Genomic DNA, 13510 nt, shown 5'->3' on the forward strand with positions numbered 1-13510 from the left:
TGCTACGAGCATAAAAAAACCCGCGCATTGGCGCGGGTTCTCTGTTTTAACCGGAAGCTGACTTAACTCTGTTTGTCGCCCACCAGTCCACCGCGCAATGAGGATGCGTTTAGTAGTAGTAGACCGGCGATACGAACGTTGCGAATCATGCGTCAGGCTCCAGATGAAATCGATATGCTTTTAGTGGTACTGGATATGCTAAGTGATGTCAACAGCAGAGGTGGAAAAAAGGGTGCAGGTGGGATCGGGCTGGTTAGTTTATTGTGCTATTTAGGACACTTCAGGCAAAACATTTTCATTATGCGCGCTGCGTTTTTGCGTAGGGCTGTATCTGAATATATTTTACTTACAAATACATATACATTGTCATAGATAAAAAACGCGGCTTACTCGCTTGATTTAGCAAGGTTTAATATTTTTATAATGTGTTTTTTATATGTTTGATCACAAAAGTGATACAATCAATATTCATTTTACCAATATTTAATTAGTTGATTTTAGAAAATCTGAATTTTATTTTAAGTATATATCGCTTTGATTATTCATGATGATTATGTTTTTATTGCGCGCATACTGTTCAGGTTATGCGTTGGATAATAAAAGAACGTAGCGTCGAGCGTGTGACTCTCGTCAGGTTATCCAAAATTACACTGTATTTTTTATAAATTTGTAACATACTGCTTTTGCCTATTTATATGTCCTGTATGCCATATTTATAGCCAGGCTATTCGCTTGCCAGCAAAAGGAGTTTAGCATGACAGTGGAGTCACAAATGTCAGAAGCCAAAGATGAATACCTCTCGATACCCTATGATATGAAAACAAAGCTCCGTCAGGTCGATCTTAATTTATTAACCGTTTTCGATGCGGTTATGCAGGAGCAAAACATCACCCGAGCCGCGCGCAATCTCGGCATGTCGCAGCCGGCGGTCAGCAACGCGGTAGCCCGGTTGAAGGTGCTGTTTAACGACGATCTCTTCTCCCGCTATGGCCGTGGGATCAAGCCTACGGCACGAGCCTATCAGCTTTTTGGCTCGGTTCACCAGGCATTACAGCTTATTCAAAATGAACTTCCCGGCTCTGGCTTTGATCCGCTTAAAAGCGAGCGTATTTTCCATATCTGTATCTGTAGCCCATTGGATACCTGGCTGACGTCAATTATCTATAATCGTGTTGAAAAAGAAGCACCTAACATTCATTTGGTCTTTAGCTCAGCGTTGGATAAAAATATTGAGCATCAGCTGCGCTATCAGGAAACTGGGTTTGTTATTGGCTATGAAGAGTTTAAGCGTCCAGAGTTCTCCTGCCTGCCGCTTTTTAATGATGAAATGGTACTGGTCGCCAGTAAAAAACATCCACATATATATCACCCCTTAACCGAGGCCGATATATATAAACAGGAGCATGCGGTAGTTTCTCTCGAACGTTATGCCTCTTTTAGCCAGCCATGGTATGACACGCCGGATAAACAGAGCTGTATCGCCTACCAGGGAATGGCGCTGGTTAGCGTGCTTAACGTCGTCTCGCAAACTCAGCTGGTCTGCATTGCACCACGCTGGTTAAGCGAAAAATTTGCCGACAGTCTGGAGCTACAAATTATGCCGCTGCCGTTAAAGCGTAATAGCCGTACCTGTTTCCTGTCATGGCACGAGGCAGCCGGGCGTGATAAAGGCCATCAGTGGATGGAAGAGCTATTAATTGACGTCTGCCGTCGCGTATAAGCCAGCGATCGAAACCGGGTAGCTGCTATCCGGTTTATGCTGCAAACAGGCTCGTCTACGCTATTTTTGACTAATGTGATTTTTATCTATGCTTTGTCGGCGGGTGAAAAATGGATGAATTGCTGTACATGGCCCGTTTCAAATGATGAAGCATCATTCGCTTTCCTTATTGCAGTTAAATCCACTAATAACTTTTTATTCACCTCCAGCTTCCTCTTTTAACCTGCTGCAACGCTAATCGTTTGCTAATTGCCTGCCCCGTAATCAGCAGTTAAGGTAACTGACACTATATATATGCCTGGAGGCAAGTCATGGAGATGTTGTCTGGAGCCGAGATGGTCGTCCGATCGCTCATCGATCAGGGGGTAAAGCAGGTCTTTGGTTACCCTGGAGGGGCCGTCCTTGATATCTACGACGCATTGCACACGGTCGGCGGCATTGAGCATGTGCTGGTGCGGCACGAGCAGGCGGCGGTCCATATGGCGGACGGGCTGGCGCGCGCCACTGGCGAAGTGGGCGTGGTGCTGGTCACCTCCGGGCCTGGCGCAACCAACGCGATTACCGGTATTGCCACCGCCTATATGGACTCTATTCCGCTGGTGGTGCTCTCCGGACAGGTTGCCACCTCGCTGATAGGCTACGATGCTTTTCAGGAGTGCGATATGGTGGGGATCTCCCGCCCGGTGGTGAAACACAGCTTCCTGGTCAAGCAGGCGGAAGATATTCCCGGCATCCTGAAAAAAGCCTTCTGGCTGGCCTCCACCGGCCGTCCTGGTCCGGTAGTGGTCGATCTGCCGAAAGACATCATGAGCCCCGCCAATAAGCTGCCCTACGTCTGGCCGGAGTCGGTGAGCATGCGCTCCTATAACCCCACTACTCAGGGACATAAGGGACAGATCAAGCGCGCCTTACAGACGCTGATCGCCGCCAAAAAGCCGGTGGTCTACGTTGGGGGCGGGGCGATCAACGCCGCCTGCGATAAACAGCTGCGCGAGCTGGCCGAGAAGCTGAACCTGCCGGTCGTCTCGTCATTAATGGGGTTAGGCGCGTTTCCGGCTACCCACCGCCAGGCGCTGGGGATGCTGGGGATGCATGGCACCTACGAAGCCAACATGACGATGCACCACTCCGACGTGATCTTTGCCGTTGGTGTGCGCTTCGACGATCGCACCACCAACAATTTGATGAAATACTGCCCGAACGCCACGGTGCTGCATATCGATATCGACCCAACCTCGATCTCGAAAACGGTGGCGGCGGACGTTCCTATCGTAGGCGACGCCCGGCTGGTGCTGGAGCAGATGCTGGAGCTGCTGGCCCAGGAGGAGAGCGTTCAGCCCCTCGACGACATTCGCGACTGGTGGCTAACAATCGATACCTGGCGCGCCCGTCAGTGTCTGAAGTACGACACCCAGAGCGAGAGCATCAAGCCGCAGGCGGTGATTGAAGCTATCTGGCGTCTGACCGATGGCGATGCCTACGTCACCTCTGACGTAGGCCAGCACCAGATGTTTGCTGCCCTCTATTATCCTTTCGATAAGCCGCGACGCTGGATCAACTCCGGCGGCCTCGGCACGATGGGCTTTGGCCTGCCTGCCGCGCTGGGGGTAAAGATGGCTCTGCCGGAAGAGACGGTGGTCTGCGTGACCGGCGACGGCAGTATCCAGATGAACATTCAGGAGCTGTCGACGGCGCTGCAGTATGAGCTGCCGGTGCTGGTGCTGAATCTTAATAACCGCTATCTCGGGATGGTGAAGCAGTGGCAGGATATGATCTATTCCGGCCGCCACTCGCAGTCCTATATGCAATCCCTCCCGGACTTTGCCCGCCTGGCCGAAGCCTACGGCCACGTGGGTATCCAAATTACCCGCCCCGATGAGCTGGAAGCGAAGCTGAGCGAGGCCCTGACGCAGGTGAAAAATGGCCGTCTGGTGTTTGTCGACGTGACCGTTGATGGCAGTGAACACGTGTATCCCATGCAGATCCGTGGAGGCGGCATGGATGAGATGTGGTTAAGCAAAACGGAGAGAACCTGATTATGCGCCGGATATTATCTGTGTTACTGGAGAACGAATCGGGTGCGCTGTCACGCGTGATTGGTCTCTTCTCCCAGCGTGGCTACAACATTGAGAGCCTGACCGTGGCCCCGACTGACGATCCCACTCTCTCGCGCATGACTATCCAGACGGTAGGCGATGCCAAAGTGCTGGAGCAGATCGAGAAGCAGCTACATAAGCTAGTGGACGTACTGCGCGTCAGCGAGCTGGGGCAGGGGGCGCACGTCGAGCGCGAGATCATGCTGGTGAAGATCCAGGCCAGCGGCTATGGCCGGGAGGAGGTGAAGCGTAACGCGGAGATCTTCCGTGGTCAGATCATTGACGTGACTCCCTCGATCTATACGGTGCAGCTTGCCGGCACCAGCGATAAGCTGGATGCGTTTCTGGCCTCTATCCGCGACGTGGCGAAAATCGTCGAGGTTGCCCGCTCCGGGGTAGTTGGCCTGTCGCGCGGTGATAAAATCATGCGTTAGGTTGAAGGCAACGGCAAAATGAGCAGCCCGGCGGATCGCGTCGGGCTTTTTTTTGCGAAAACAGACGGAAGGCTGAGCGAAAGCGGTTGCCGCAGTGACTATTCTGCGTTTAGATGTTATGGAATTAAACCTATATTCCAAAAAAGGTTATGGAGTATCCTTTTTTCTTTGAGAGGCAATTGTGAAACTGGATGAAATCGCCCGGCTTGCCGGCGTCTCACGTACCACAGCAAGCTATGTGATCAACGGCAAAGCGAAGCAGTACCGCGTCAGCGATAAAACCGTTGAAAAAGTCATGGCCGTCGTGCGCGAGCATAACTACCATCCGAATGCGGTAGCCGCCGGGCTGCGGGCAGGACGCACGCGATCGATTGGCCTGGTGATCCCCGATCTGGAAAACACCAGCTATACCCGCATTGCTAACTACCTTGAGCGGCAGGCGCGCCAGCGCGGCTATCAACTCCTCATTGCCTGTTCCGAAGACCAGCCGGATAACGAGATGCGCTGCATTGAGCATCTTCTACAGCGCCAGGTCGATGCTATCATCGTATCGACGTCGCTTCCGCCGGAGCATCCGTTCTACCAGCGCTGGGCCAACGACGCTTTTCCTATCGTTGCCCTGGACCGCGCGTTAGACCGGGAGCACTTCACCAGCGTGGTCGGTGCGGATCAGGACGATGCCGAGATGCTGGCGGCGGAGCTGCGCACCTTCCCGGCCGAGAACGTCCTCTATCTGGGGGCGCTCCCGGAGCTTTCGGTCAGCTTTTTGCGCGAGCAGGGTTTCCGCACCGCCTGGAAAGACGATCCGCGCGAGGTGAGCTTCCTTTACGCCAACAGCTACGAGCGCGAAGCTGCCGCACAACTTTTTGATAAGTGGCTGGAGAGCAACCCGATGCCGCAGGCGCTGTTTACCACCTCGTTTGCCCTGCTGCAGGGGGTAATGGATGTGACCCTGCGCCGCGACGGCCATCTGCCAGCTAACTTAGCGATTGCCACCTTTGGCGATCATGAGCTGCTGGACTTCCTGCAGTGTCCGGTACTGGCCGTGGCTCAGCGCCATCGCGATGTGGCGGAGCGGGTATTGGAGATCGTGCTGGCCAGCCTCGACGAACCGCGTAAGCCGAAGCCTGGCCTGAGCCGCATCCGGCGCAATCTCTACCGCCGCGGCGTGCTGAATCGGGTTTGAATTTTTTTAAAGGCAGCGAGAGCTGCCTTTTGATTTTAGCGCTTCCTTCTATATGAAAGCCATTCACGTATTAACGTAAATTAAGGCTCGGATTAATCCTTAAAATCCATAGGCCGCTATTTTTAAAATTTCCCTTTATTCTTAAAACGCATTTTTTTTGGGGAAAAGGAGGTAACGGCGCGTTAATTTTGTATTGTTTTGTTACATCTACGGTAGGGCCGCTGAATTAATGACCTTTTTTTTGCTGTGACAATTCACTTCTGCTCTCAACAACTGACCTGACGCTGCTCCGCCTGCAACTGGCGCTGTTAACCATTGACAATATGGCTTAAAATGCTGCCCGCGTCGCAAACTGACACTTTATATTTAATCCGCATCGGGACTCAGGCTTTTTTCTCTCTCATGCGGAGTCATTATTTTTTTTGCAAATATTCATGACGTTAATTTGCAGCGCGCGTTGAGCACATTTTGTACGGAGCTGTTATCCACTATTAATCGTGGTTGTTTCAGACTCGTTAGCCTCAGTGCTGGCTTGACAAGCTTTTCCTCCGCTCCGTAAACTCCCTCGGTGGGGATTTGTGGGATAAAGTGGTGAAAGGTTGATTTTGAGGTGAAACTGGCATGTTCCGTGGGGCAACGTTAGTTAATCTCGACAGTAAAGGTCGGTTGTCCGTACCTGTTCGCTACCGGGAACAACTTGTCGAGCATGCTGCCGGTCAGATGGTCTGTACCATTGACATCCACCACGCCTGCCTGCTGCTTTACCCCCTCCCGGAATGGGAAATTATTGAGCAAAAATTATCGCGTCTGTCGAGCATGAATCCCGCAGAGCGGCGCGTGCAGCGTTTACTGCTGGGACATGCCAGTGAATGTCAGATGGATAGCGCGGGGCGCTTATTGATTGCTCCCGTTTTACGGCACCATGCCGGACTGAACAAAGAAGTGATGCTGGTCGGGCAGTTTAACAAGTTTGAGCTGTGGGATGAAACGACCTGGTATCAACGGGTCAAGGAAGATATCGACGCTGAGCAGTCAGGCTCTGAACCACTTTCAGAGCGATTGCAGGATTTGTCTCTATAACGATGATGGAAAATTTTAAACACACAACGGTACTGCTCGACGAGGCCGTAAACGGCCTGAACATTCGTCCTGACGGCATCTACATAGATGGAACTTTTGGTCGCGGTGGCCACTCGCGCCTGATCCTCTCCCAGCTGGGAGCGGAAGGACGGCTGCTGGCAATCGATCGCGATCCGGAGGCGATTGCTATCGCTAAAACCATTGACGACCCACGCTTCTCAATTGTGCACGGACCTTTTTCCGCGCTGGCGGACTACGTTCGCGAGCGCGATCTTGCTGGCAAGATCGACGGCATTCTTCTCGATCTTGGTGTCTCCTCACCGCAGCTTGACGATCCTGAACGTGGCTTCTCCTTTATGCGCGACGGTCCGCTGGACATGCGTATGGATCCTACTCGCGGCCAGTCCGCCGCCGAATGGTTACAAACCGCTGACGAAGCCGATATCGCCTGGGTGATCAAAACCTTTGGCGAAGAGCGCTTCGGCAAACGTATCGCCCGCGCCATCGTGGAGCGTAACCGCATTGAGCCGATGACCCGAACCAAAGAGCTGGCAGAGGTGATTGCCGCCGCCACTCCGGTGAAGGATAAGCATAAACATCCCGCGACCCGTACCTTCCAGGCGGTGCGCATCTGGGTAAACAGTGAACTGGAGGAGATAGAGCAGGCGCTAAAAAACTCGCTCGACGTGCTGGCCCCAGGGGGCAGGCTGTCGATCATCAGCTTCCACTCGCTGGAGGACCGCATTGTAAAACGCTTTATGCGTGAGCAGAGCCGGGGTCCACAGGTTCCAGCCGGGTTACCGATGACCGAAGCTCAGCTCAGTAAACTGGGCGGCCGTTATCTGCGAGCGTTAGGCAAGTTGATGCCGGGCGAAGAAGAGGTGGCAGAGAATCCACGCGCCCGTAGTTCAGTGCTGCGTATCGCAGAGAGGACGAACGCATGATCGGCAGGGTGGCAGAGACCTTTAGCAAAGTAAAAGGGTCGTTAGGAAACACCGAGCGCCATGCTTTGCCTGGCGTGATCGCGGACGATCTCTTGCGCTTTGGGAAACTGCCGCTCTGTCTGTTCATCTGCATCATTGTGACGGCGGTGACGGTCGTGACGACTGCGCACCATACCCGTCTGCTGACGGCGCAGCGTGAACAGCTGGTGCTCGAGCGCGACGCGCTGGATATCGAGTGGCGCAACCTGATCCTTGAAGAGAACGCCCTCGGCGATCACAGCCGCGTTGAACGGATCGCAACCGATAAGCTGCAGCTGCAGCATGTTGATCCTTCACAAGAAAACATTGTAGTACAGAAATAAGGACTTACGCGACGCATGAAAGCAGCGGTGAAGACGCTTAAACCAAAACGTCAGGAAGAGCAGGCCAACTTTGTGAGTTGGCGTTTTGCGTTGCTTTGCGGATGTATTTTACTGGCGCTGGCGTTTCTGCTGGGACGCGTCGCATGGTTACAGGTTATCAACCCGGATATGCTGGTGCGCCAGGGCGATCTGCGCTCGCTGCGCGTGCAGGAGGTCTCTACCTCTCGTGGCCTGATCACCGACCGCTCCGGCCGCCCGCTGGCGGTGAGCGTGCCGGTGAAGGCGATCTGGGCCGATCCGAAAGAGCTGCATGACGCCGGCGGCATTACGCTCGACAACCGCTGGAAAGCGCTGGCGGATGCGCTGCACCTTCCGCTCGATCAGCTGGCTGCCCGCGTGAACGCCAACCCGAAAGGCCGCTTTATCTACCTTGCTCGCCAGGTAAACCCGGATATCGGCGATTACATTAAAAAACTGAAGCTGCCCGGTATTCATCTGCGGGAAGAGTCGCGTCGTTACTATCCCTCCGGCGAAGTAACCGCTCACCTCATAGGTTTTACCAACGTCGACAGCCAGGGCATTGAAGGGGTCGAGAAGAGCTTTGATAAGTGGCTTACCGGTCAGCCCGGCGAGCGCATCGTACGTAAAGACCGCTATGGCCGGGTGATTGAAGATATCTCCTCCACTGACAGCCAGGCGGCGCACAACCTTGCCCTGAGCATCGACGAGCGGCTTCAGGCGCTGGTCTACCGCGAGCTGAACAACGCCGTGGCCTTTAACAAGGCCGAATCCGGCAGTGCCGTGCTGGTAGACGTTAACACCGGCGAAGTGCTGGCAATGGCGAACAGCCCCTCATACAACCCGAACAACCTCAGCGGTACGCAGAAAGACGTGATGCGTAACCGTACCATTACCGACGTATTCGAACCTGGCTCTACCGTGAAGCCAATGGTGGTGATGACCGCTCTGCAGCGCGGCGTGGTCAGAGAGAACACCGTTCTGAATACTGTCCCTTACCGTATTAACGGCCACGAGATCAAAGACGTGGCGCGCTACAGCGAATTGACCCTGACCGGGGTACTACAGAAGTCGAGTAACGTCGGTGTATCAAAGCTGGCGTTAGCGATGCCCTCCTCAGCGCTGGTAGAAACTTACTCGCGTTTTGGCCTGGGAAAAGCGACCAATTTGGGGTTGGTCGGAGAACGCAGTGGCTTATATCCTCAAAAACAACGGTGGTCTGACATAGAGAGGGCCACCTTCTCTTTCGGCTACGGGCTAATGGTAACCCCGTTACAGTTAGCGCGAGTCTACGCAACAATCGGCAGCTACGGCATCTACCGTCCGCTGTCGATCACCAAAGTTGATCCGCCCGTTCCGGGCGAGCGTATCTTCCCGGAATCCATCGTTCGTACCGTGGTGCACATGATGGAGAGCGTGGCGCTGCCCGGCGGCGGCGGCGTGAAGGCCGCCATCAAAGGCTATCGCATCGCCATTAAAACCGGTACCGCGAAAAAGGTCGGGCCGGACGGACGCTATATCAATAAATACATTGCCTACACCGCGGGCGTCGCGCCCGCCAGCCAGCCGCGTTTTGCGCTGGTGGTGGTCATTAACGATCCGCAGGCGGGTAAATACTACGGTGGTGCCGTTTCCGCACCGGTCTTCGGAGCCATTATGGGCGGCGTACTGCGCACCATGAACATCGAGCCGGACGCGTTAGCAACGGGCGAAAAAAGTGAATTTGTGATTAATGAAGGCGAGGGAACAGGTGGCAGATCGTAATTTGCGCGACCTTCTCGCTCCGTGGGTATCGAATTTGCCTGCGCGAGCTTTGCGGGAAATGACACTCGATAGTCGCGTGGCGGCAGCGGGCGATCTCTTTGTGGCGGTAGTGGGCCACCAGGCGGACGGGCGTCGGTATATCCCGCAGGCGATAGCACAGGGCGTGGCGGCCATCATTGCGGAAGCAAAAGGCGAGGCCGCCGACGGTGAGATCCGTGAAGTTCACGGCGTGCCGGTTATCTACCTTAGCCAGCTCAACGAGCGCCTCTCCGCGCTGGCCGGACGATTTTATAATGAGCCTGCCGAGCGTTTAAGCCTGGTGGGCGTCACCGGTACCAACGGCAAAACCACGACTACCCAGCTGCTGGCGCAGTGGGCACAGCTGCTGGGTGAAACCAGCGCGGTCATGGGTACGGTAGGCAACGGCCTGCTGGGCAAGGTGATCCCAACCGAAAACACCACCGGCTCCGCCATTGACGTTCAGCATGTGATTGCCGATCTGGCAGGGCAGGGGGCAACCTTTGCCGCGATGGAGGTCTCCTCCCACGGCCTGGTACAGCACCGCGTCGCCGCCCTCAAGTTCCGTGCCTCAGTATTCACTAACCTGAGCCGCGATCACCTCGATTATCACGGGGATATGGCGGGCTACGAATCAGCAAAATGGCAGCTCTTCTCCGCGCACCACTACGGACAGGCGATCGTTAACGCCGATGACGAAGTAGGCCGCCGCTGGCTGGCTAACCTGCCGGACGCCGTTGCGGTCTCTATGGAAGGGCACATCAATCCCGACTGTCATGGCCGCTGGCTGAAAGCCGAGGCGGTAAGCTATCACGACAGCGGTGCCACGGTGCGCTTCACCTCCTCCTGGGGCGAGGGCGAGATCGAAAGTCGCCTGATGGGGGCGTTTAACGTCAGCAACCTGCTGCTGGCGCTGGCAACCCTGCTGGCGCTTGACTTCCCGCTGAGCGATCTGCTGAAGACGGCCTCGCGCCTGCAGCCGGTATGTGGCCGCATGGAGGTCTTCACCGCGCCAGGTAAACCGACGGTAGTGGTGGATTACGCCCACACTCCGGACGCGCTGGAGAAAGCGCTGCAGGCTGCGCGCCTGCACTGCACCGGTAAGCTGTGGTGCGTCTTTGGCTGCGGCGGCGATCGTGACAAGGGCAAGCGTCCGCTGATGGGTGCCATTGCCGAAGAGTTTGCCGACGTTCCGGTTGTCACCGATGACAATCCGCGTACCGAAGAGCCACGCGCCATCATTAACGATATTCTCGCTGGCATGCTCGATGCAGGTCGCGCCCGGGTGGTGGAAGGCCGCGCCGAAGCGGTAACCAGCGCCATTATGCAGGCGAAAGAGAACGACGTCGTGCTGCTGGCCGGTAAGGGCCATGAAGATTATCAGATTGTCGGCACCCGCCGTCTCGACTATTCCGACCGCGTCACCGCCGCGCGTCTGCTGGGAGTGGTGGCATGATTAGCGTAACACTTAGCGAGCTGGCCCAGATCCTTAACGGCGAGCTGCACGGCCAGAGTCTGACTATTGATGCCGTCACCACCGATACCCGCCAGCTAACGCCGGGCTGTTTGTTCGTGGCTCTGAAAGGTGAACGCTTCGACGCCCATGACTTTGCCGATAAGGCGAAGGCAGGCGGCGCGGGCGCGCTGCTGGTCAGCCGCAAGCTCGATTGCGATCTGCCCCAGCTGGTGGTGAAGGATACCCGTCTCGCCTTTGGCGAAATCGCGGCCTGGGTGCGCCAGCAGGTGCCAACCCGCGTGGTCGCGCTCACTGGCTCCTCCGGTAAAACCTCGGTGAAAGAGATGGCCGCCGCCATCCTCAGCGAGTGCGGCAATACGCTTTATACCGCAGGCAACCTAAATAATGACATCGGCGTGCCGATGACACTGCTACGCCTGACGAAAGAGCACCAGTATGCGGTGATCGAGCTGGGGGCTAACCACCAGGGCGAAATCGCCTGGACCGTTAGCCTGACCCGTCCGGAAGCGGCGCTGGTCAACAACCTGGCAGCCGCACACCTGGAGGGCTTCGGCTCGCTGGCGGGCGTGGCGAAGGCGAAGGGTGAGATCTTTACCGGCCTGCCGCTCGACGGCGTGGCGATCATGAACGCGGACAACAACGACTGGCTGAACTGGCAGAGCGTTATCGGCGAGCGCAAAATCTGGCGCTTCTCACCGAACGCAGCTAACAGCGACTTCACTGCCAATAACGTGCATGTGACCTCGCACGGGACCACCTTCACGCTGCAAACCCCAACCGGCAACGTTGAGGTGCTGCTGCCGCTGCCGGGTCGTCACAACATTGCTAACGCGCTGGCCGCAACGGCGCTGGCGATGGCGGTGGGCGCACCGCTGGACGCGGTGAAAGCCGGGCTGGCGAAGCTGAAGGCCGTGCCGGGACGTCTGTTTCCCATTCAGCTTGCGGAAAACCAGCTTCTGCTCGACGACTCCTACAACGCTAACGTCGGCTCGATGACCGCGGCGGCGCAGGTGCTCTCCGAGATGCCGGGCTACCGGGTGATGGTGGTGGGCGATATGGCCGAGCTGGGCGATGAGAGCGAAGCGTGCCATCAGCAGGTGGGTGAGGCGGCGAAAGCCTCCGGCCTCGATCGCGTGCTGAGCGTGGGCGTTCAGAGCAAAGGTATCTCCGACGCCAGCGGCGTTGGCGAACATTTTAACGATAAAGCTGCGCTGATCGCGCGTCTCAAGACGCTGATTGCAGAGCAGCAGATTATTACCATTTTGGTGAAAGGTTCACGTAGTGCTGCCATGGAAGAGGTAGTACGCGCATTACAGGAGAATGGGACATGTTAGTTTGGCTGGCCGAGCATTTGGTCAAATATTATTCGGGCTTTAACGTCTTTTCCTATCTGACGTTTCGCGCCATTGTCAGCCTGCTGACCGCGCTCTTCATCTCCTTATGGATGGGGCCGCGCATGATCGCCCGCCTGCAAAAGCTCTCGTTTGGCCAGGTTGTTCGTAACGACGGTCCGGAATCACACTTCAGCAAGCGCGGCACGCCGACGATGGGCGGGATCATGATCCTTACCGCGATTGTGGTGTCGGTACTCCTGTGGGCTTACCCCTCTAACCCCTACGTCTGGTGCGTGCTGGTGGTGCTGGTGGGCTACGGCATCATCGGCTTTGTCGACGACTACCGTAAGGTGGTGCGCAAAGATACCAAGGGCCTTATCGCCCGCTGGAAATATTTCTGGATGTCGGTCATCGCCCTGGGCGTCTCCTTTGCGCTCTATCTGGTGGGCAACGATACCCCGGCTACGCAGCTGGTCGTGCCGTTCTTTAAAGACGTTATGCCGCAGCTGGGCATCCTCTATATTCTGCTGGCCTACTTCGTCATCGTCGGTACCGGCAACGCCGTGAACCTTACCGACGGCCTCGACGGCTTAGCGATTATGCCTACCGTGCTGGTGGCGTCAGGCTTTGCGCTGGTCGCCTGGGCAACCGGCAACATGAACTTTGCCAGCTATCTGCACATTCCCTACCTGCGTCACGCCGGTGAGCTGGTGATCGTCTGTACGGCTATCGTCGGGGCAGGGCTGGGCTTTCTGTGGTTTAACACCTATCCGGCGCAGGTCTTCATGGGCGATGTCGGTTCGCTGGCGCTGGGCGGCGCGCTGGGCATTATCGCCGTGCTGCTGCGTCAGGAGTTCCTGCTGGTGATCATGGGTGGCGTATTCGTGGTGGAGACCCTGTCGGTGATCCTGCAGGTGGGCTCCTTCAAGCTGCGTGGACAGCGTATCTTCCGTATGGCCCCGATCCATCACCACTATGAACTGAAAGGCTGGCCGGAGCCACGCGTCATCGTGCGCTTCTGGGTTATTTCGCTGATGCTGGTGCTGATTGGCCTGGCTACGCTGAAGGTGCGTTAAT

At 56.0% G+C, this 13510-nt stretch carries 12 protein-coding genes; 11 read left to right on the forward strand and 1 reads right to left on the reverse strand.

Going from position 1 to position 13510, the window contains the following annotated elements:
• Positions 1–62: 62 nt before the first annotated feature.
• Positions 63–149, reverse strand: a complete 87-nt coding sequence (gene leuL / locus RTM13_RS20205; protein ID WP_103820724.1) for a leu operon leader peptide — start codon at positions 147–149, stop codon at positions 63–65.
• Positions 150–754: 605 nt separating this feature from the next.
• On the opposite strand from leuL, the gene leuO reads away from it, so the two are divergent.
• The 11 genes from leuO (at position 755) to mraY (ending at position 13509) form a co-directional block, all read left to right on the forward strand.
• The gene (leuO, locus tag RTM13_RS11450) at positions 755–1720 is read left to right on the forward strand and encodes a transcriptional regulator LeuO (protein ID WP_409456035.1); all 966 of its coding nucleotides are present in this window, start codon (positions 755–757) and stop codon (positions 1718–1720) included.
• Positions 1721–2031: 311 nt separating this feature from the next.
• A complete protein-coding gene (gene ilvI, locus RTM13_RS11455; protein WP_312212146.1) occupies positions 2032–3756 on the forward strand; it encodes an acetolactate synthase 3 large subunit in 1725 nt (574 codons plus the stop codon).
• Between the two features lie 2 nt (positions 3757–3758).
• Positions 3759–4250 carry an acetolactate synthase small subunit gene (gene ilvN / locus RTM13_RS11460; RefSeq protein WP_103820721.1) on the forward strand — a complete coding sequence of 164 codons (492 nt, stop codon included), beginning with the start codon at positions 3759–3761 and terminating at the stop codon, positions 4248–4250.
• A gap of 181 nt (positions 4251–4431) precedes the next feature.
• Positions 4432–5436 (forward strand): catabolite repressor/activator, encoded by a 1005-nt coding sequence (gene cra, locus RTM13_RS11465; protein ID WP_312212147.1) that lies wholly within the window; start codon positions 4432–4434, stop codon positions 5434–5436.
• A gap of 621 nt (positions 5437–6057) precedes the next feature.
• Complete coding sequence (gene mraZ / locus RTM13_RS11470; RefSeq protein ID WP_042390438.1) at positions 6058–6516, forward strand: division/cell wall cluster transcriptional repressor MraZ; 459 nt, start codon at positions 6058–6060, stop codon at positions 6514–6516.
• Positions 6517–6518: 2 nt separating this feature from the next.
• Entirely contained in the window at positions 6519–7460 is a 942-nt protein-coding gene (gene rsmH / locus RTM13_RS11475) for a 16S rRNA (cytosine(1402)-N(4))-methyltransferase RsmH (protein WP_312212148.1), read from the forward strand.
• Positions 7457–7822 (forward strand): cell division protein FtsL, encoded by a 366-nt coding sequence (gene ftsL, locus RTM13_RS11480; RefSeq protein WP_312212149.1) that lies wholly within the window; start codon positions 7457–7459, stop codon positions 7820–7822. Before rsmH ends, ftsL begins: the two co-directional genes overlap by 4 nt.
• Before the next feature lie 15 nt (positions 7823–7837).
• Complete coding sequence (gene ftsI / locus RTM13_RS11485; protein ID WP_144817638.1) at positions 7838–9604, forward strand: peptidoglycan glycosyltransferase FtsI; 1767 nt, start codon at positions 7838–7840, stop codon at positions 9602–9604.
• Complete coding sequence (murE, locus tag RTM13_RS11490) at positions 9591–11078, forward strand: UDP-N-acetylmuramoyl-L-alanyl-D-glutamate--2,6-diaminopimelate ligase (protein ID WP_312212150.1); 1488 nt, start codon at positions 9591–9593, stop codon at positions 11076–11078. Before ftsI ends, murE begins: the two co-directional genes overlap by 14 nt.
• Entirely contained in the window at positions 11075–12433 is a 1359-nt protein-coding gene (gene murF / locus RTM13_RS11495) for a UDP-N-acetylmuramoyl-tripeptide--D-alanyl-D-alanine ligase (protein WP_312212151.1), read from the forward strand. The genes murE and murF overlap by 4 nt, the downstream gene beginning before the upstream one ends.
• Entirely contained in the window at positions 12427–13509 is a 1083-nt protein-coding gene (mraY, locus tag RTM13_RS11500; RefSeq protein ID WP_042390449.1) for a phospho-N-acetylmuramoyl-pentapeptide-transferase, read from the forward strand. The genes murF and mraY overlap by 7 nt, the downstream gene beginning before the upstream one ends.
• Position 13510: the final 1 nt, after the last annotated feature.

The sequence above is a fragment of the Pseudescherichia sp. genome (assembly GCF_031979925.1).
Lineage (GTDB): Bacteria > Pseudomonadota > Gammaproteobacteria > Enterobacterales > Enterobacteriaceae > Pseudescherichia.